Here is a 19,187-nt window from a genome sequence, read left to right on the forward strand (position 1 = left end):
CACCACCGCGATCGGCGCCTTCATCGACGGCTGGAACGACCGCTGCGAACCGTTCTCCTGGACCAAGGACGCCGACGAGATCATCGCCAAAATCAAAAGAAAAGAAACTTTTCGAGCGAGACACTAGAGGCTGCTCACGAGGAGCACCCCGCCCCCTCTGGAGATCTTCATGCCTGCAGCACCGGCACTGCCAGGTCGTTCATCGGGCTCGCTCAGACGCCGGGCGGTCCTCGCGGTGATGGCGCTGCTCGGCGCCTGTCTGAGCGCGGTCGTAGCCGCGTCCGCGAGTGTCCCCACGGCGCACGCCGCGACAGTCCCCCCGCCTCCGGCCGGCTGGACCACCGTGTTCAGCGACGACTTCTCCGGCACCGCCGGTTCGCCGCCGTCGTCGGCGAACTGGTTCTACGACATCGGCACCGGATACGGCACCGGTGAGATCGAGCAGACCACCAGCTCCACCGCCAACTCCTACCTCGACGGCAGCGGCAACCTGGTCCTCAAGGCCATCAAGGACGGCAGCACGTGGACCTCGGCGCGGCTGGAGAGCACGCGCGACGACTTCCAGGCCCCGCCCGGCGGCAAGATGGAGATGACGGCGTCGATCAGGCAGCCGAATCCGTCCAGCGGCCTCGGGTACTGGCCGGCGTTCTGGGCGCTGGGCTCGCCGATGCGCGCGGGCGGCGGCTGGCCCGCCTCGGGCGAAATCGACATGATGGAGGACGTCAACGGCCTGAACCAGGCGTCGCAAACCCTGCACACCTCGGCCGCCAACCCCGGGCACGGGCTGATCGCCTGCCCGGACACGTCCTCGACCTGCCAGACCGGCTACCACACCTACTCGGTCATCATCGACCGAACCAACACCAGCGCCGAGACCCTGCAGTTCCTCATGGACGGCACGGTCACGAGCACCATCACCCAGGCATCGGTCGGCACGTCCGCGTGGCAACAGGCGATCGACCACGGGTTCTTCATCATCTGGGACCTGGCGATAGGCGGCAACTACCCGGACGGGATCTGCAACTGCACCACGCCGACCGCCGCCACCACCTCCGGCGCCTCGATGAGCGTGGACTACGTGGCCGTGTACGAGCAGGGCGGCAACTCCACACCCACCGCCACGGCCACCGCGACGGGACGGGTAACCGGCATCAACAACCTGTGCCTGACAAACCAGAACTCGCTGAACACCGAAGGCAACCCGATCCGCGTCAGCGCCTGCAACGGCTCCCCCGGCCAGACCTGGGCGACCTACACCGACGACACACTTCGCGTCCAGGGAGGCTGCCTCGACGTGGTCGCCGCAGGAACCACCAGCGGCACGAAAGTCGACTGGTACCCGTGCAACGGCACCAACGCCCAACTCTGGCAACATCAGGCCAACGGCGAATTGGTCAATCCGCACTCCGGCCTGTGCCTGACCGATCCCGGCGGCGATGCCGGCGCCCAACTCGACATCGAAACCTGCACCAGATCCCCGCAACAGCAATGGACCATGCCGTCCGGCGGCGACGACACCTGCTCGACGACCAACCTCGCGCAAGGCAGAACCGCCACAGCATCGTCGCAGGAATCCAGTGCCTTCCCCGCGTCCAACGCGGTCGACGGAAACACCGGCACCCGCTGGTCGTCGGCTTTCAGCGACCCGCAGTGGCTCCAGGTCGACCTCGGCGGCACCCACACCATCTGCGGAGTAGCGCTCAACTGGGAGGCCGCCTACGGAACCGCCTTCCAGATCCAGGTCTCGAACGACGCAAGCACCTGGACCCCCCTCCACTCCACCACGACCGCAACCGGCGGCGCGCAAACCTTCCCCATCACCGGATCAGCCCGCTACGTACGGATCTACGGCACCGCGCGAGCCACCCAATGGGGCTACTCCCTCTGGGAACTCCAAATCCAAGGCACCTGACCGATGCCACGGCGTCATGCCGTCATAACGCGTTCCGCAGGGTCCGGGAGAGCGCGGACGCCGAGGTCGGTACGGCGCCCGTCGTCTCGGCGAGTGTTTCGTCGATCGCCTCGGCCAGGGAGCGCGGGAGGGACAGGAGGCGTTCGCGCACGGGGACGGGTGGCCACGCTGCCGCCGTACGCGCCCAGGCGCGTACGACCCCGGACAGGCCCGCCTGGTCGAAGGCCTTGGCGAGCCCGAAGCCAGCGATCTTCACGACCGGGTTCCGGAATGGCCCGGCCGGCTCGCCGGCCCGTCCGGCGCCGACGATGAGCGCCACGGACCAGGGCGCCCGTTCAGGCGCCGGCCTCGGGCGCGAAGTCGAAGTCCCATGCCATCTCCCACACGCCCATGCCCGATCCCAGGTCGGTGGTGACGAGCAGGGTGCCGTCCCGGCTCAGCGAGGCCCGGTAAAGCCGCGTGCGATGGCCTTCCAGTGTGCGCAGGCAGCGCCCGGAGCGGACGTCCCACACCTGCACCAGGCGGTCCGCGCCAGTGACCGCGACCGATCCGTCGGCGCTGAGGGTGAACGCGCTCGGTGTGTCCGCCGTCGTCAGAGTTCGGACGAGCTCGCCGGTGGCGGTCTCCCACACTCGCAGCGCATTCCGGTCGGGTGTCGCGACCAGCCGGCCGTCGGCGCTGAAGGTGATGTCGGTGTCGCCGGTGACGCGTCCGGCCCGGCTGTGGATCGCGTACCGGAACTCGCCGGTGCTCACGTCCCGCGCGGCGACGGACAGGCCCTCGGAGACGAAAAGGGTGCGGCCGTCCGCACTGAAGTCCAGGCGCGTCTCGGACAGGCCAGACACCTGCAGCGTCCACGCGGGGCCGTCCTCCCCCTGCCGCCACAGCTGGATCTCGTTCTCGTCGGGCCGCCCGCCGAAGCGGTCCTCCTCCGGGTGCGTGCCCCCGAGCGTGGCCGCGTATCGGGCGTCACGGCTCAGCGCCACCGCGTGGACCTTGCCGCCATGCGCCCGCCATGCATGCAGGATGCGGCCCGCCGGCAGGTCGCGCAGGCGGAGGGTGCCGGTCACGTCGCCGATCAGGACCCGGTCGCCCGCCGGGTTGACCGCGAAGGCGGTGAGCGCGCCCGTCTCGTCGGTGAACAGGCGCTTGCCGCCGGTTTCGAGGCTCAGCTGCCGGATCGTGCCCACGGACGTCAGCACCAGGAGCAGCATTCCGTTCACCGCGAACTGGATGTCCCTCGCGTTGCCGCCCTCGCCGGGGTCGAAGGTGTGCAACCGCTCCCCCGCGGCGATGTCCCAGACGTCCACTTCGCCGGTCCATCGCCCTGTCGCGGCGATGTCGCCGTCCTCCCGCAGGGCCACCGTCGGCGGCTGCGTGAACACCCTGTCCGCGTCATAGAAGTACAGCGGCGACGCGCTCAACAGGGTGGACCTGCGGCCGTGCTCGCCCACCCGCGCCCAGGCCGCCCGCAGCGCCGGGTGGCGATCGAACCCGGGCATCCGCTGGGCGGACCTCAACGCGTCGGCCGCGGCCGGGAACCGCCCTTGGCCCGCCAGCTCGTCGGCGCGGTCCATCAGCTCGCGGAACGCCTCATCCGCCCGGGTGAGTTCGCGCGCGGGCCGTGGACGCGCGTAGCACCAGGGCGCCCGGTATCCGCCGGTGGGCAGTGACCGGACCGCGACCCGCCCGTGCCGCCCGTGGGCCAGGCCGAGCACCGCGACCCGGCCGTCCGCGCTGACGTCGAGGGCGTGCGCCCAGCCGGCATCGGACGGCAGGTCCCGGTCGAGCGTGCGCAGGCAGCGCCCGGTCGAGGCGTCCCACGCCTGCACCTCGCTGCCACTGTCCGCCGAGGTCAGCACGGTCGATGCCGTCGTGGCGAGCGCCACGGACTCCACGTGCCGCCACGAGTGCGGCGCCTCGCCGACCACGGCGCCGCGCTGCGCGTCCCATACCGTGAGCGGCCCCTCCGACCAGGCGACCACGGCGCGCCGGGCATCGGAGGACACGGCTCCGACATCCATCGGGCTGGTGTGCACGGGTCTGCCGTTCAGCGTTCCTCTGGCGGGCCCGATCAGCATGCCGACGCACTTTCCGCCTGCCACGTCCCATGCACGGACGGTGCAGTCGTGGTCCCAGCCGAACGAGGCGGACAGGGCTGTGCGGCCGTCCTCGCTCAGCGCCAGCGAGGTGACCGGTCCGGTGTGGCCGCGGAAGGTGGCGACGATCGACGTCCCGTCGGCCTCCCACACCTGGATCAGGCCGCGCGGATACCCTGCCGCGACGTAGCGGCCGTCGCCGCTCACCGCCGCGATAACGGCCCCTACCTGCTGCGGCGGACTCGGCAGCCGGCGGCCTCGCTTGAGATCCCACACTTCGACGACGCCGCCCCGGACGGCGGCTCCGAGCGTGCCGGCCGTGTCCATCGCCAGGGCGGCGATCTCCTCCCCGCGCCTCGTCAGGGTGCGCCGCCGGCTCCGGCCCGGCGCCCACAGCAGCAGCATCCCCGCGCGATCACCGGACAGGACGAGGCCGCCGTCCGCGCTGACCACGACCGCCGACACGTCCGTCTGCTTATGCCCTTTGAAATCGGCGCGGATCCGCGGCGGACGGCGCTCCCACTCGGCCAGCGCCTCGGCGGCGTCCGCCGAGGCCGGGTCGGCGGCGACCGCCTCGCGCAGCAACTCCCCCGCCCGCTCGTCCTCGTGCCGCTCCAGCTGGACGGCGCCGAGGAGGAGGAGGGCGCCGTGTCCTGCCCGGTCGCTGCCGGCCGCGGCCAGCGCGGCCTCGATGTTCGTGACGAGTTCCTCGCCGGTCTCCTGACCCGTCCGCCACCTGTGCAGGCCGAAGTTGTAGACCGACGGGAGGTGGTACGGATCGGTGCCGAGCGCCCTCCGCCACAACCCCTCGGCCTCCTCGGTCCGGCCGAGGTCCAGCAGCGAGAGGGCCTGGTTCGACAGGCCGTCCGACAGCAACCTCGCCGCCTTGGGCGCGGGCCGCTCGTAGGGGACGCCGAGGACCTCGCGGTACACCTCGGTGAGCGTCGCGGCCACCTCGCCGAAACCGGCCGGCCGCGCCGCCGGATCGTCGGCGAAGCACCGGCGCAGCAGGGCCGCCACCGCCGGCGGGACCGGCGCCCGCGTGCCGCCGGTGCGCAGGATCACCTCCATCGCCTCCCCGGCGGCCTGGCCGTGGTGCGACGGCGGCCGTCCGGCGAACATCTCCAGCACGGTCACCGCCCACGACCACACGTCGGTCGCCGCCGTCAGCCGGACGCCCCGGGCCCCCGCCGCCGCGGCCGCCTGCTCGGGGGAGCAGTATTCGCGCGTCATCCCGCCGTAGCTGACAGTCGCCGGGAGGTCCGGCGGCCGCGCCGTCTCGCCGCCCTCGCTCGCGGCTCGCGCCTTGGCCAGTCCGAAATCGGTCACCTTGGCCGTGCCGTCCGGTTCCAGCATCACGTTCGCGGATTTGACGTCCTGGTGGACGAGCCCAGCCTCGTGCGCGTGCGTGAGCCCCCATGCCGTCTGCACGGCGATGTCGAGGATGCGGGCCAGCGCCGCCTCCGGGTCGCCCGCGTAGAGTTCTCCGCTGTCCACGGCCTGGGCCAGGCTGCCGCCGTCGACCCATTCCGCGAACACCCGGGGCATGCCGTCGATAGTGCGGACATAGGCGCAGCCGACCGTGTGCGGGTGCAGCCCGAGCCCGACCCACGTTTCGGCCTCGGCCTCGAAGCGGCTGCGGTCTTCCGGGTTCTGGACGAACTTCGGACGCGGCGTCTTCACGGCCATGTCCACCTGCCAGCCGCGATGACGCACCCGGTGCACCACGCCCATGCCACCGCTGTGTACCACGTCGAGCACCTCGTACAGGCCGAGCACGACCTCGCCCGGCGTCCAGTCCTGAGCCGGTGCCATGGCGTCAGCCGGCGAACAGTGGGCTGCCGACCAGTACGGTCATGCCGTCGCTGCCGTCGAGTTCGGGATAGGGACTCGGCCCGTGCAGCAGGCGTTTGGCGAGCAACGTCACGCTCATCCCGACCTCGGAAGTGCGCTTCCGCCCGAATCCGGGATCGACCCGCGGAAGGAGCATGTCGATCTTCGCATCGCTGATGTAGAGGTAGTAGCGCAGCGACACACGGCCCCCTTCACCCGGCGGAACGAATGCTGCGAGGCCAGGCTACTCGCGCCCGCAGCCGCAACCTTGCCGGCTATTCGATCGAGGTCGAGAAGCGCTGGGGTTCGGTGAGGGCCTGCGCGGCGTGGTCGAGGTCGGCCAGGCGCGCGGCGAGGGTCGCTTCGGCCATATGGCGGGGCAGCTCGGCGGAGAACTTCAGGCCGTGCAGCGCGCGGTCGTCCACCTCGGGCAGGACGAGGTGGACCGCCAGTTCCCGGACGGCGGCGCACCAGCCCGTCGGCGGCTGATCACCGTCCCGCCGGGGTGGACGGAGAAGCCCAGGTCGTCGCGGACGGCGGCGAGGGCGGCGGTCGCGCGGCGGGTCAGTTCGACGGGCGGGTCCCGCCCGAGCAGGACGTCACGGGCGGCGCGGGCCAGCTCGAAGGAGACGAGGCCGGTTCCGGTGCCGATCCAGCCGGCCTTTCCGCCGCCGTCGGCGGGCTCGACGTGGCAGCGGCGGCGTTTCCAGTCGATCCAGGTGACGCGCCAGCTGTAGCCGCCGAGGAGCAGGAGCCTCGGGCCGGCCACGCGTTCGGTGAGGAGCATGGGGTCGGTGCGTCCGCTGAGGACGGTGAACTCGGGCGCGGCGGTGAAGACAGCCGTGAGATCGCGGAAGTGGATGCGGCCGAAACACTTCTCCGCCTCGGGGCCGATGAAGAGCATGCCGCCGTCGGAGTCGAGGTAGCCCTGTTCCACCAGGTGGCGGGCGATGGGCGCCGCCGAGGCGCCGAACGGGGACAGCCCGCCTCACCATTCCGGCCACAGCTTCTCCCCCACCACCCGCGACCGGGCGGGCGCTTGATGGCCATCCAGTACACGGGCGGCCGGACCGGCTCCTCGTCCCCTCCGCCCGGCCAAGCACCGCCCACGATCCGCTGGAAAGGGGTGCGAGGCACCCACCCGCAGTGGCTGCTGAGATATTGGATCTCGCCACTGCCTGACGACGACATCCAGGTGGCGGTCAGCTGGACCGAGTGCGGCGTGGACGAAACCTCGTGGAGGCTGCGCCGAGCCCTCATCGACGAAGGCCTGCAACGAGCCGTCGAGCTTCAGGCCGTGCAGGACACCGCCGTCGCCAACGACGCCCACATCGAAGCCGACCTGCAATCCCTCGGCGATGTGGCCGCCAGACTCACCGACCTGGGCGCCCGCCTGCACAACCCGCGACCTCACACCAGCCGCGAACCCATCGTCCGCGTCCCACGCTCTGACGGGACGGTCGAGGTACATCCGGTAACCGACGCTCGCCTACCGCAACTCACCTCGCTACTCGAAGGACAAGTCGTTCACCTGGTCACCGTGGAAGGCGCCGTCAACGGGCAGGCGATCGTCTTCGCAGAGGACACGGCGACGATCGCCCGTGCTCTGGCGGTAATGCCATCCTCGCGGCGACAAGAACGGCCGTGAGGGGATGCCACCCCACCGTGAATAGGCCAGCGTTTCGGCCGCACTTTCAGGCAAAGAGGTTAAGTTTCCCGCCACCGGGTGATTCGTCCCCGGCGACGGCTCGTTCTTCGGCTGACGGCCGTCCGCGCACAGGACCCCCGGCCGTGCGCAAGCGCCACGACCGGTCAGAGGGTGCCTCGTTTGTAGTTGTGGTACTCGGACGCCAGGGTGTCGGTGTCATAGGAGGGCCACAGGGTCAAAGCGCCGGTGTTGCGGTCGATGATGAGCACGTTGTCGGGTGCCTCGGGCGGCGAGGTGGCGGGGCGGGCGATGAAGCCCTCGACGAAGGACTCGACGGACAGCAGCACGGGGTGGCCGGCGGTCTTGGTGTACCAGGCGTCGGCGAGACGCCAGGCTTCGGGCCGGTCGACCGGGTGTGTCTGCAGGCCGTAGGCGGTGAGGACGTCGGAGACGCCGCGGACCGTACGGCAGCGGTCGATGCCGCAGGCCAGGCAGACGATCCGGTCATAGGGGTCGCGCCCGTACCGGTGGATGCTGAGGACGGTGGACAAGGCGGCGGACGTCGCCAGCGTCAACGTACGCGCGGTCCGTAGGAAGGACAGGCTGTGCGGGTCCAGGTCAGGGGGGTTCCACCCAGCGAGCGCATCGAGGGCGTGCGGGTCGGTGCGCATGGCGGCGGTCATGGCGGACCGCACCTGGGCGATGGTCCACTCACGCAGGTCGCGGCCGCTCACGCCGCTTCGCCCAGGCTCGCGGCGAAGAGCGCGGTCACGGTGCGGGACCGGTCGTTGCCGAACCAGCCCCAGCCGGCGGCCATCAGGGACACGGTGCGCACGCCGCGTCCGGACTCGGCGTCGTCCTCGGCGTCGGCCACGGTGGGCTCGGAGGGGGCGCCTTCGTCGGTGACGGAGACGGCGACCGCGCCGTCCCAGCGGGTGATCTCGACGGTGAAGGTGCCGCCGGTCTGCCCGGACTTGGTGTGCCGGAGCGCGTTCACCACGAGCTCGTCCACGGCCAGGAGCACGTCGTCCAGCTCGGGGCAGCCGGTGAGGAGCGCCGCGGTGAAGCGGCGGGCGGCGCGGGCCTGGTCGAGTTCGCCGGGAAAGTCGCGCCGCCAGCGCTGCGCGCTCGTGGGGACGGACGGGACGGGTATCGGGTACGGCATCGGGTTCCTCGCGCGTTGTGGCCGGTTCGTCATCGTGCGTGTTCATAGTCACAACACAGACGGGCGTGCACACATGAAATCCCTCGTCAGGCCGCTGATTCGCACGCCCGGGACGTGAGCGTCGACCGGCTGCCCCAGGCAGGATCCGAACACTCGCCAGCTGAACGTTCACGTCGTGCGGCGCCGACGGCTCCCGCCCTCGATGGACCCGCCGTGGGGCGGGGTGTCCGGAGCCATGCCGGTGTTCCTCGAACCCGGCATCGTCGGTGACGATGGGGTGCGCCGGCTCAGGCGAGGACCCCTGGCACAGCAGCACCAGCCGTGGCGTTTCGCCGTACACTCAGCTCGCTCAGCGGTCTTCGACCGATCCGAACCGCGAACCCCTGTGAGTCGAGATGGCGCCTCCGTCCTCCGTCCCCATGGCTCCCGCACCTTTGCCCGGCGCGCGGCGAGAGCCGGGCGGCGCGCTGCGGATCGTGCTCGGGCTGGTGCTGCTCGGGCCGGCCGCGCTCTTCATGGTGATCTCTCTGGTCGTTCCCACCGTCCAGACGATCCTGCGCAGCTTTGAGCGGGCCGGGCCGGCACGGGCGGCAGGCGGGGGTCCGCTGCCGGAGGGCGAGTTCGTCGGCGTCGACAACTATCTCGACCTGTTCGGCAACGACGAGTTCTGGAAGGCCCTCGCGTTCACCCTCTCGCTGGCCGTCATTCCGCTGGTCGTGGCGGTCGTCGTCGCCCCGCTCCTGGCCGGTGCCCTCGACCGTGCCGGGACGTGGCCGCGTCGCGTCGGCCGGGTGCTGATGTCGGTGCCGCTGGTGGTGTTCTCCCCCGTCGCCTTCTCCGTCGCCTGGCTGATGGGCATGCGTGACGGGGGGTTGGAGACGACGTTCGGGGAGCTCACTGACCCCGGCTCGGCGCGAGTGGCCGTGGTGGCCATCAGCGGGCTGACGACATTCGGTGCGGTATGCGGGCTCGCTCTGCTCGGATACCTGGCGGTGCTGCGCGGCCGCGGGCCTGGACGGCGGGTACTGCCGGCGCTCGCGGTCGGGACGATCGCCGCTCTGGCCACGTTCGCGGTGAGCCTGCAGGCGTTCTCCTCCGTCTACACCATGACCCGCGGCGGACCGGGCAGGTCGACGCAGACGCTGTCCCTGCTGCAGTTCAGCCGAGCGTTCATGCTCTTCGACTTCGGCCACGGCGCGGCCATCGCCACGGTGACCGGGCTGATCCTCGGGGTCCTGGGGATCGCGGCCACGCTCATCGCGATCATCGCCGCACTGCGCATCGACCTCACCCCGCCGGATCGCGCCGCAACGGCCCCGGACGATCCCGCCGGTCCGGTCAAGCGGCCGGGCGGCCCGCTCCGCACACTGGTCGCCGTGGTGGCGCTGCTCGCCGTCCTGGCCGTCGTACTGATCGGTGCGTGGCCCTGGCTGTCGGCGCTGTTCTCCTCGCCGGACCCGCGTGCGTCCGCATCTACCGTCGACGCGCGAACGTATGTCAACACGTGGGTGCCGCCGTTGCTGGGCGCGCTCGTCTCGGTCGGCGTCGCGTTCACCGCCGCGCTGGGCGTCGGCGGGCTGCGCCCGATGGGCCGCCGGAGCGAGTGGCTGCTGCTGCCGTTCGCGCCGTGGCTGTTCGTCGGCATCGGGCCGCTGAGCGTCATCGGCTTCGAGAACGCCAGGAGCCTCGACCTGATCAACACGTTCGCCGGCCTGGTTCCGCCAACGTTGATCAGTGTCCCCGCGCTGGTCGTGTTGACGCTGTTCTGCCGCGGCCGGGCACCCGTGTGGCAGGCGCAGGTGGCGGCCGGTGCCCCGGCGGCCGCCGGCTTCCTGCGCGTTGTCGTGGTGCCGGCGCTTCCGCTGGCCACCCTCCTCGGCGGCGCGGTGGTCCTGATCAATGCGCAGGGCCTGCTCTGGCCACTGCTGGTCGGCTCAGACCGCGACAACGCGACGGCGCCGGTCGTGCTGGTCAATGAGCTGAACCAGTTCTCACGCCTCGGCGTCTCGCTCGGGTTCGTGACCCCGCTCGCCGTGGTCATCGTCGCGCTGCTCGCCCTCGTCGCGCTTCAGATCACCTATCTGGACCGGCTCGCGATCACCATCGACCGCCCGGTCACGGCCTCCGCACCGGGAGTGTCGACGCCTCATCCCGGAGCGGAACCCATGACCCCGCCCGTCCAGGCACCTCCGCCCGGCCCGGCGCCACAGCCCAAGCCCGAGCATCCGCCGGGCTGACGGCCGGACGGCTGCCGACGGCCGTGGACGCGGGTGAGCGTTTGCCGTCACAGACGCGCGAATCCCACGTCAGACCACTGGTCCGCGCCTGGTCACGGGTGGTTCGCGTCTCGGAACCGCCGACTGAGGGCAGGTGAGGTCGGCGTCACGCGAGGCAATGGCGGGCTGGCGTACCAGTCGGCCTTGTACCTGCGGAGCAGGGGCTCGCCATCGCGTTCCCAGGAGAAGCCGGGCTTCTTCAGCAGCTTCCGGAACAGGCTGCTCGCCGCGTCGGGTCCGGCTTCGGCCGCCAGACGCCGGATCGGGACGGGACTGATCCCTTCCTCACGCAGATATGCGGAGACGACTTCTCGGTGGAGCCGCCGCCTGATGAGGTCGGGGTCGGCGAAAGCCTGCTGGGCCGTGGTGTAATCGACGTAGAAGCCCAGGCCGTCCTCGGCGTCATAGATCAGCGCGATGCTGTCCGCACTGGTCCATTCCTCGGGTAGCGGCGGCAGGTCCGGTTCGGTCCAAGGCCCGGCCTTGCTGCCGGCTTTCTCGTACACGTGACGGTAAAAGGCCATCAGGGCCTTGTTGACCTGGTCGCCGGCGACGACGATCAGGTCACCGCCATGCAGATCGATGAACGCTTCGCGCTGCTGAGCTTGCAACTCGCGGGCTTGAGTGAGCTTGTCGGGGTTGCGGAAGACCCGGGCCGGAAAGTTCAGCACGAGTTCGGGCAACCCAGCGAGAACCTCGTCGGCCTGGTCGGCCGAGAAGGCCATCGGCGACCCGCTGATCATCCACTCGTCGCCGACGGGCACGATCCCGCCGATCACGATCGTCCCGGGGGTGAGGAGCTCGACGCCCTCCGCTCCCATGTTGGAGCGGACGCGGTAGGTGAGCTCGTCAACATGGTTGAAGGCGATGACGCCGTCGGTGCCGTACGGCTCGGTGATCTCGAACATGCCCTGCACGTTGTCGACCCAGCCCAGCAACAGCGCCCTGTCCGAGTCGTCCAAGTCACGGCGTTCTGCGACGAACCGTTCCACCACCCGGGAACCGCTCTCGAGCCGATGGTTGAACAGGAAGTCCTCGATGACGCCGGCGAAGACGCCCTCATCATCGACCACACCGTCAGGAAAGGCGTCCAGAACCAGCCCTTCCAGCACCGCCCCGAAGCGGTCGGACATGGCGAAGCTCACCAACTCGCCCTTGAGATCTCCCGCCCGCGCCATCTGGTCCACGTACTGAATCCTCTCCGTCGTCGCCTTCGTGGGGAGGCACGCAGGCTACCGGGGCGAGCGGGCGCAGACCCGCACGATCGGGGACGCCGTTCGCGTTCTGCAACGTAGAGCGGCCCACCCATCCGGGCCGCTGCTCCTCGAACATGTCCGGGACGTCCGTGCCGATCGAGCAGCCGGCCGAGGCGAAGGCCGTCCCGAGCGTGGCATCAGCGGCTGATCGTGGCGACAGGCCGGAACGGACGGTTCCGTGGATTTTCAAGCCGCTTGCGATCTCAACGTCGTGGACTCTCACATGACGTGGACGAAGGATGGTCTCGGTGGGTGGCCCACCGATGACTCGCCGGGGCGGGTCGCGAACGTCGCGATTCCGAACGTGCAAAACATGAACGTGCGCGATTACATGGACGCCAACGCAAGGGGATGCTGACCCCGCACATCCCCTCGTCCGACATGTACTGAAAAGGGCGATAAGTCCGCTGTCAGATTGAACGCGGACATCACGACTCCGTCCCCCGGCGGAAAGGGCTAAAGCGTGGGCGTCGAGCACACCGGCAAGACCGACACCCACGGGGAGGGCGTCGACAGAACCCAGGGCACGGACCGTCCGCCAGGGCCCCCGCCCGACCGGCCCGGAGAACCTGGCTCCCCATCCCGCCTCGAAAGCCGCCGCGCCTCCCGTGAGGCCGCCCTGGCCGAACAGGCCAAGCAGAACCCCCAGCAGCCCCCCACGCAAGAGACCGGCACAGAGCAGCGCGACGAACGCCAGCAGGAGAAGGACGAATCCTCCTCCGCCGAACCCACCGGCGAGAAGACCGACAGCCAGACCGATTCCGAGGACACGGACAAGACGTCAGAAACCAGTGAGGCCGAATCCGACATCGACTCCGGAACAGGCGAACAGGAGACCGACCAGTCCCAGCCCGAGAGCGAAAAGGTACGGCCGGACGGATACGGCGAACAATCCGGCACAGCCGACACCAGCGAAGCCACCCCGGAGGCCGAGACCGAACGGCCCAGGGAACGCGAGGACGAGAAGGACGAGACCGTCGCCGCCGAGCCCACCGCGGAGAACGGCGACGCACCGGCCGAGCCACTGACCACCGAGGACCCGCAAGAGAACGGCGGCACCGACCCCAAGACCAGTGACGCAACGGAGGCCGGGCAGCCGGACGGGAGCGGCGAAGAGCCCCGCATGCAGGACGCCGGGGAGATCCAGGAGTCATCGGACGAGCGCGACCAGGCCGAAGCCCAGGACCCGCAGGTCCAGGACGGCCGGCCACTCCCCAGCAGGACGGTCAAACACTCGGGACCGGCGGCGCCGAAACCGGCCAGGAACCCACTCCCGAACAGACCGGACACGACCACGCACCCCCGGACGAGGCAGCTCCCGGCCCCGCCGCCGACCAGCAGGACGGCCGAACGGATCCCCTGCAGCTCACTGGAGGTCAGGGCAGCACCGACAATCCAGAACATTCCGACGGGCCGAGAATTCCGGTCGTCTGGCCATCAACGACCGAAGAAGGCGTCACGCACTGGGTGTCCCCAGTCGTCCAGTTCAACGAGCGGACGCCCGGCGCCCAGCCCGAGAACCGTGATAAGAATGCCCAGGAGCCAGCAGACACGGGTGAGGTGGCGAATCCCGACTCACCCCGCCCAGACGACAAGGCGATCCAGGGGAAAATTGATCCCCATCGGCCTAACGTTGAGAAAGCCGAAGGCCATAAGGAGGACTTTGAGCGAACCGTCAGAGACCAGGATGGGGAATGGACCGACGGGGTAGACCGTCTCGAGGAGCTCCCGACCGGCGAGAAGCTATCCGAGACGGACGATCAAAAATCCAAAGCGGACAGGTTCCGTGCAGGAGCTTACAAAAACACCAGCCACTTCGACAGCCAATCAAAGAGGCTTACCGGTGCGATCGATAAGATCCTTAAGCCGCCCCCAACCGGGCAGGCCGTGACCGCAGCCGACACCGGGCCGACGATGGCCAATCCACCTCACTCCAGCGTCGATGCAGGAAGCACAGCCTCGGCGCTGCTCACCCTAGGTATTGTTGGTGCTGAGGTCGTTCGAAGGGCCCATGACAAGCTGAAAGCGAGCCGCACCCAATGACGTTCACGGTATCTGCTAACCAGGTGGAGACCCTCAGAGCTGCCCTGCTCGGCGAGTCTGAGAGATACCACCAGCTAAACAACCAACTTGACTCCGCCGATCGTACGGCGTTCAACGTGTTGATCGCCGCCGCCTTCTTCAAAGGCGCATACCAGCGGTTTGGCGAAGGCACCGACGCGGCCCAAGTAGTATCCTTCATTGGCGACCTCCGGGCGCGATACGACCTGGTCGAGGAGATAGACCCACGTGTGGCTGAACGCCTCTTGCTGGCCACCTTCTCCGACGAACAGACCGACGACATCGAAGACCAGGTCAAGGGAGAGCACTACATGCTCCTACTGATAGCGCTGACCAAAGAAGCCGCTCTCTCTAACACAGAGGTGACTGAATTTCTGAACGATGCCCGCAAGTTGGCTGACGAGTGGTTGGGTTCCGACTGAATTCCGCACGTCAATAAGCTAGAGTGACACTCAAATAGGCAGGTGTGCCGAAGAGTGAGCTGATTCCATCTTGATCTTGCTGGTAACAGGCTGGTCGCGGACCGCGGTGCGTCGATAATCGAGAGAGCTCCCGGTAAGTCGAGGTCTGCGACCACCTTGACCGCCAGGGAGCTCCCGTTGATGTTCTACCGTGCTGCGCTGGATCTGTCCCCCTCGGCCCGCAGGTTCGTGGCCGATCTCATCCGAGGGGCATCGAAGGGGGGCTGGGGTCCCGGTGGCGGCGGTTGCCTCCTGGCCGTCAGGCGCTGCTAGTTCTGGTGTAGCCGCGCCTCAACGAGACCTTCGCGCACCTTGCGGCCGAGTTCGGTGTCGGCATCGCGACTGCGCACCGCTACGTCACCGAGGTGATCGACCTGCTCGCCGAGGTGGCCCCCGACCTGCGCCGGCCGCTGCGGATCGCGCGACGCAAGGCATGTGTCGTGCCGGACGGCACGCTCGCACCGAGTCACTCTCGACTTCACCCACGCGGTGATCGCCTCGAACGTCCTGAGAATCGACGCGGACGTGGTGCACGGCAAGCTGCTCATCGTCAGCGCGCCGGGCATCGTGATCGACACCGACGGGCTTACCCTCACCTACTCCAAGCTCAAGCTTCACACCAAGAGGGCCGCTGCAGATCCCTGTCTCCACACCGAGCTTCTCGGCACGCTCATACACGCAAAGGTTATCGAGCACCGCCGCGACGCTAGCCCGCGGTGCCTTGAACAATTCGCTAGCTCTCACACGGCGCCAGTAGGCACGTTCGACACCTCAATGCCACCCGCAGTAAAAATGGGCTAAAGGCAACACGCGGCAGCTCAACGATGGTGCGGCGGCAGGTAGGCACCGCGTTCGGGGCGACGATCACTGGGCTGAACGAATTGAGTGGTCTAGGACTGCGGCCGGACGGGCCGGAGGCGTGATGGAAGCGACCGGCGCGTTAATCACCCATTTCCGTCCACGTCGGCCTCCGCTTCGTCAAGTTGCGGCATGTTGAGAGCCCCCGGCTCGGGCGCCGGTTCCGGGGGCCGGTGGTTGAGGGTGACACACCGGAAAGCAAAGGAAGCCGATCCGTCCCGGAAGGTCTGCGGTCCGCGCTTGACGGGGTGACGGACAGCGCGGGCAGGCCGGTGGAGTGGTCGGGATGATGGGTCGGCCGGTCCACAGGGGCGGCGGGAACGCCGAGGTCGGGACGTTCGGGCCGGACTCGCTGACAGGTGACGGGCCTGTGCAGTGAAACGTGAACGTTCGGCTTTAAGGCTGTCTGACGTACCTGGGCCGCACCCAAGGGACAATGGACTCCGGAACCAAGATGCGCTCCTGGGGCGGCACTGGAGTCGCCTTGGTCGGAACCGTGTCATCGTGTGGGGCGAACCAAGAGAATTGTCTCGAATAAGTGAACACGTACCGATTCCCAGAAGCAGGGACGCTCGAACGACATTTTCATACCGCATGTTGGCATGTTCGATATAAAAATGTATCCGTATTCGGTGCGGCCTTCCGTTCATTTTCAGGCCAAGGATCGCGATCTTCGTGTACACATTGTAGTTAGACGATCACGCTTCTGCTCCCGGGGGTCACCATGGTCAGTCCTTACGTCCGACGCCAGCGTCTCGCCACCGTGCTTCGTACGCTCCGCGAAGAGCACGGGATTATGGCGGACGAACTTGCCAAGCGCATCCATTACTCGCGCACGAAGATCAGCCGCTTGGAGAACGCCTACGGCCGCCCCGACGTCGGGGATGTGGTCAAAATCCTCGATGCACTGGGAGTCCCGGACGACCAGTGGTCACAGATCGTTCGGCTGGCTTCAGCTGCCGCCGCGAAGGGTTGGTGGGATTCCTTCGGCGACGCCATGGGGGCACGCCAGCGCCTGTACGCGGATCTCGAGTCTGGTGCCGCCACCATCCGCGAGTACAACGACACCTCGATTCCTGGACTCCTTCAGACCCCGGAGTTCAGCGATGCGCTCGTCAAGCTCAAACGCGTCCAGGGCCCGCTCGGCTTCAGTCCCAAACGGATGACGGAGGCACGGCAGCGCCGGCAAGAGTCCGTGCTGTGTCCAGACGGCCCGACACTCGACATCATCCTGGACGAGGTGGTCGTCCGAAGGATCAACGTGCCGGTGGGCATCATGACGGCTCAGGTTCACCATGTGGTCAACCTCATGACCTCTGAACCACGCCTCAAGGTAAGGGTGCTGCCGGTGGATGCCCGTATCGAAGGGGTGTCCATCCCCAGGTCAGCGTTCTTCCTCTACACGTTCCCCGACCCGACAGACCCCCCGATCGCCGTCGTGGAAACGCCTCGCGCTGACCTCGTATACACGGAGGCTGACGAGGTCGATCACCACACAAAGATTTATGAACTTCTCGGCAAGGCTGTCCTATCCTCAGAGGACAGCCTCGCGTGTCTGGCTGAGGCTGCCGAACGACTAACCCGTGAGGCTGGATCAGACGGATGATGAAGAAGTTCACGAACTGGCGCGTCTCAAGCTACACCGAAGCTGGCGGATCCTGCGTGGAGGTAGGCAGGTCGTCGGCGGGGACGATCGGCGTGCGGGACTCGACGATGGAGGGCAAAGGCTCGACACTCGAATTCACGCGCACTGAATGGACCGCTCTTCTCAACTCAATACAGTCGGGTTGATGGACGTTCCAAGCCGCATGGTACTTACCAACTCGCACCCCTAACCGCCACTGGCTGCGCAGACCGCGACAGACCTTAGGTCGGCCGTAGCGGTCTCGCTTCGGCCTTGGCAGGACGAGCCGGCGCCCGGTTCGGATCGTGAGACAGTCTCGATCGATTGTCCGAACATATGGACGTGTTCAGGTCTCGGAACCGGTATACCGAATCACTACTTACGGAAAACCGTATCGGAGTGCCACTCCAGAAACTCCCGATTGGGTCGGTCATGGCGGCGTCGTGGGGCGGACATAGCGGGTACCTTCGCGGCGAGATCGAACGGCGGCTGCGCACGTGCGTGCGGCGCATGTGCGGCACGGTCGAGGAATTGCGTAAGGCGTCCGGGAACAACAGGGCGAACAGCGTCGACGATCTGACCGTGTGGCAGATTCAGCAAGTGTTCGCCAAGCCGGACCGCTGGGCCTGCCTGATGTGGCAACTGCCCCAAGATAATTTCGTGGCCAAGCTGGATGCGGTCCGCAAGATCCGCAACGAGGTTGCCCATTTCCGCCCCGACCCGCTCACGGGCACGCAGTTGCAGCGGCTGGAGGTCTTCGCCGGACTGGTGAAGAACTTCGTTCCCTGAAACGCACCGCCGCACCAGACGGGCCAGTGTGATTGCATGTGCCCCTGTGACACCCCCTCTTTATCTACCCGCTGGAACTCCCCCAGGGCAGAGTCCGGATGACGGCGGTCGTGTCGTACGCGTCCTGGCGAGCACAAGACAGCGTGTTGCGGCCCGCACGATCGATCTCATGGTGGCCTTTCTGGTGGTCCTTGCGGCCGTATCGCCGGTCTACGCGGTCGTCCTGCTGGCCGATGGCGCCTCCGCCACGGTGATCGTCTGGGTGACCCTTCCGATCGTGCTCGTCGGCATGGTCTGCCCGTTCCTACTGCGGGTCGGGGGGATCGTGTGGTGGGGGTGCACCATTGGGCAGCGGGTCGCGGGGATTCGGGTGGTGCAGGAGGAGGACGGGACGCGGGCGCCGGGCTGGCGGCGATCCTTCAGGCGGTATGTGCTGCCTCGGAGTACCTCGTCGTTCGCGCTGATCAGCGATCCTTGGCAGCACCGGGACGACAAGCGGCTGGGGCAATGCCTGCACGATCGCCGCGCCAACACCGTGGTCGTCCGGGCTCAGGCACCGCCGGCGCCCGCGGAGTCCGGGAGGCTGTCGGCGGTGGGAACCCCCGGTTCATTCGCAGCTGACGATCACGTGCGGCGCTGGGAGGCGCGCGAGCGTAAGCGGCGGACCGCGCTCGGCTCCGTTCTGGGGACTCTCGGGGTGGCCGTGCTTTCGGCGCCGTTCGCGGCGGTGCTCCTGCGCTCCGGATCGTCCTCGTTCGGCGAGCCGGCGTTCGAGGTCAACACCTTCTATGACGACGACGTCAGGTTCGAGAATCGGTTCGGGGGGCGTTCCGAGACCTATGAGCGAACGGCGGCCAAGGTTCTGGACGACGAGGAGGGGTGCCTCGCCGGTGCTGCCAGCGGGCAGGCCCGCGACGTGTTGCGCCGGGACGGGTGCGAAGGGCGGATCGAGGTCGCGTTCAGGACCATGGGCGGTGTGCTGGTCAGCAGCCATGTGCTGAAGTTCGCCGATGCGGCTTCCGCGGGGGACGCGCGGCGGCGGTTGCGGCACACTGAACCCATTTCATCCTCGGGCGGCCTGAGCGACGCGGTGGTTTTGTAGGACGGCGATGGCCTTGACGATGTGGCCGGCCTTGCTCGGGCTGCAGCGCAGCTTCCGCAGGATCCGCCATGACTTGAGCTGTGCGTTCGCTCGTTCGCCTGGT

General features: G+C 68.3%; 18 protein-coding genes. 10 read left to right on the plus strand and 8 right to left on the minus strand.

Annotated elements, in window-relative coordinates; translation table 11 throughout:
* Positions 1–343 precede the first annotated feature (343 nt).
* Complete coding sequence (locus E1293_RS29870) at positions 344–1,912, plus strand: discoidin domain-containing protein (protein ID WP_132200827.1); 1,569 nt, start codon at positions 344–346, stop codon at positions 1,910–1,912.
* A 22-nt stretch (positions 1,913–1,934) separates the two neighbouring features.
* Here the strand turns inward: E1293_RS29870 and E1293_RS29875 are convergent, their stop codons facing one another.
* From E1293_RS29875 to E1293_RS29890, 5 genes are all read right to left on the minus strand, one after another.
* Positions 1,935–2,168, minus strand: a complete 234-nt coding sequence (locus E1293_RS29875; RefSeq protein WP_132200828.1) for a hypothetical protein — start codon at positions 2,166–2,168, stop codon at positions 1,935–1,937.
* Positions 2,169–2,247: 79 nt separating this feature from the next.
* Positions 2,248–5,826 carry a WD40 repeat domain-containing serine/threonine protein kinase gene (locus E1293_RS29880; RefSeq protein ID WP_132200829.1) on the minus strand — a complete coding sequence of 1,193 codons (3,579 nt, stop codon included), beginning with the start codon at positions 5,824–5,826 and terminating at the stop codon, positions 2,248–2,250.
* A 4-nt stretch (positions 5,827–5,830) separates the two neighbouring features.
* Positions 5,831–6,046: a DUF7019 family protein gene (locus tag E1293_RS29885; RefSeq protein WP_132200830.1), complete on the minus strand. Its 216-nt coding sequence runs from the start codon at positions 6,044–6,046 to the stop codon at positions 5,831–5,833.
* 73 nt (positions 6,047–6,119) lie between these two features.
* Positions 6,120–6,269 carry a hypothetical protein gene (locus E1293_RS47790; RefSeq protein ID WP_165978452.1) on the minus strand — a complete coding sequence of 50 codons (150 nt, stop codon included), beginning with the start codon at positions 6,267–6,269 and terminating at the stop codon, positions 6,120–6,122.
* On the minus strand, positions 6,242–6,781 hold the full coding sequence (locus tag E1293_RS29890; protein WP_132200831.1) for a hypothetical protein: 540 nt from the start codon (positions 6,779–6,781) through the stop codon (positions 6,242–6,244). The genes E1293_RS47790 and E1293_RS29890 overlap by 28 nt, the downstream gene beginning before the upstream one ends.
* 105 nt (positions 6,782–6,886) lie before the next feature.
* Here E1293_RS29890 and E1293_RS29895 point away from each other — a divergent pair, with 105 nt between their 5' ends.
* Positions 6,887–7,492 (plus strand): hypothetical protein, encoded by a 606-nt coding sequence (locus E1293_RS29895; protein WP_132200832.1) that lies wholly within the window; start codon positions 6,887–6,889, stop codon positions 7,490–7,492.
* Between the two features lie 164 nt (positions 7,493–7,656).
* Here E1293_RS29895 and E1293_RS29900 read toward each other — a convergent pair whose 3' ends face one another.
* Both E1293_RS29900 and E1293_RS29905 read right to left on the minus strand, forming a co-directional pair.
* Positions 7,657–8,226 carry a hypothetical protein gene (locus E1293_RS29900; RefSeq protein WP_132200833.1) on the minus strand — a complete coding sequence of 190 codons (570 nt, stop codon included), beginning with the start codon at positions 8,224–8,226 and terminating at the stop codon, positions 7,657–7,659.
* Positions 8,223–8,657: an ATP-binding protein gene (locus tag E1293_RS29905; protein WP_132200834.1), complete on the minus strand. Its 435-nt coding sequence runs from the start codon at positions 8,655–8,657 to the stop codon at positions 8,223–8,225. The genes E1293_RS29900 and E1293_RS29905 overlap by 4 nt, the downstream gene beginning before the upstream one ends.
* 419 nt (positions 8,658–9,076) lie before the next feature.
* Here E1293_RS29905 and E1293_RS29910 point away from each other — a divergent pair, with 419 nt between their 5' ends.
* Positions 9,077–10,894: a carbohydrate ABC transporter permease gene (locus E1293_RS29910; protein WP_132200835.1), complete on the plus strand. Its 1,818-nt coding sequence runs from the start codon at positions 9,077–9,079 to the stop codon at positions 10,892–10,894.
* A 92-nt stretch (positions 10,895–10,986) separates the two neighbouring features.
* Here E1293_RS29910 and E1293_RS29915 read toward each other — a convergent pair whose 3' ends face one another.
* Positions 10,987–12,120, minus strand: a complete 1,134-nt coding sequence (locus E1293_RS29915; RefSeq protein ID WP_132200836.1) for a hypothetical protein — start codon at positions 12,118–12,120, stop codon at positions 10,987–10,989.
* 532 nt (positions 12,121–12,652) lie between these two features.
* Here E1293_RS29915 and E1293_RS29920 point away from each other — a divergent pair.
* The 7 genes from E1293_RS29920 (at position 12,653) to E1293_RS29950 (ending at position 19,084) form a co-directional block, all read left to right on the plus strand.
* Positions 12,653–13,900, plus strand: coding sequence for an ICP22 family protein (locus E1293_RS29920; protein ID WP_132200837.1), 1,248 nt, complete (start codon positions 12,653–12,655; stop codon positions 13,898–13,900).
* Between the two features lie 355 nt (positions 13,901–14,255).
* On the plus strand, positions 14,256–14,672 hold the full coding sequence (locus tag E1293_RS29925) for a hypothetical protein (RefSeq protein ID WP_132200838.1): 417 nt from the start codon (positions 14,256–14,258) through the stop codon (positions 14,670–14,672).
* 374 nt (positions 14,673–15,046) lie between these two features.
* Positions 15,047–15,421: a hypothetical protein gene (locus E1293_RS50795; protein ID WP_424923694.1), complete on the plus strand. Its 375-nt coding sequence runs from the start codon at positions 15,047–15,049 to the stop codon at positions 15,419–15,421.
* An 872-nt stretch (positions 15,422–16,293) separates the two neighbouring features.
* On the plus strand, positions 16,294–17,175 hold the full coding sequence (locus tag E1293_RS29935) for a helix-turn-helix domain-containing protein (RefSeq protein ID WP_132200839.1): 882 nt from the start codon (positions 16,294–16,296) through the stop codon (positions 17,173–17,175).
* Positions 17,175–17,360 (plus strand): DUF397 domain-containing protein, encoded by a 186-nt coding sequence (locus tag E1293_RS29940; protein WP_243716758.1) that lies wholly within the window; start codon positions 17,175–17,177, stop codon positions 17,358–17,360. The genes E1293_RS29935 and E1293_RS29940 overlap by 1 nt, the downstream gene beginning before the upstream one ends.
* 265 nt (positions 17,361–17,625) lie before the next feature.
* Positions 17,626–17,982, plus strand: coding sequence for a hypothetical protein (locus E1293_RS29945; protein ID WP_132200841.1), 357 nt, complete (start codon positions 17,626–17,628; stop codon positions 17,980–17,982).
* A 46-nt stretch (positions 17,983–18,028) separates the two neighbouring features.
* Positions 18,029–19,084 (plus strand): RDD family protein, encoded by a 1,056-nt coding sequence (locus tag E1293_RS29950; protein ID WP_165978453.1) that lies wholly within the window; start codon positions 18,029–18,031, stop codon positions 19,082–19,084.
* The last annotated feature ends 103 nt before the right edge of the window (positions 19,085–19,187 follow it).

It is taken from the genome of Actinomadura darangshiensis (assembly GCF_004349235.1).
Classification (GTDB): domain Bacteria; phylum Actinomycetota; class Actinomycetes; order Streptosporangiales; family Streptosporangiaceae; genus Spirillospora; species Spirillospora darangshiensis.

What these genes read in the sequence shown, in the direction of transcription:
- E1293_RS29905 (WP_132200834.1), bottom strand. Translation starts at nt 8,657, where the DNA reads ATGCCGTACCCGATACCCGTCCCGTCCGTCCCCACGAGCGCGCAGCGC.
- E1293_RS29910 (WP_132200835.1), top strand. Translation starts at nt 9,077, where the DNA reads ATGGCTCCCGCACCTTTGCCCGGCGCGCGGCGAGAGCCGGGCGGCGCG.
- E1293_RS29940 (WP_243716758.1), top strand. Translation starts at nt 17,175, where the DNA reads ATGAAGAAGTTCACGAACTGGCGCGTCTCAAGCTACACCGAAGCTGGC.
- E1293_RS29880 (WP_132200829.1), bottom strand. Translation starts at nt 5,826, where the DNA reads ATGGCACCGGCTCAGGACTGGACGCCGGGCGAGGTCGTGCTCGGCCTG.
- E1293_RS29945 (WP_132200841.1), top strand. Translation starts at nt 17,626, where the DNA reads ATGGCGGCGTCGTGGGGCGGACATAGCGGGTACCTTCGCGGCGAGATC.
- E1293_RS29935 (WP_132200839.1), top strand. Translation starts at nt 16,294, where the DNA reads ATGGTCAGTCCTTACGTCCGACGCCAGCGTCTCGCCACCGTGCTTCGT.
- E1293_RS29895 (WP_132200832.1), top strand. Translation starts at nt 6,887, where the DNA reads ATGGCCATCCAGTACACGGGCGGCCGGACCGGCTCCTCGTCCCCTCCG.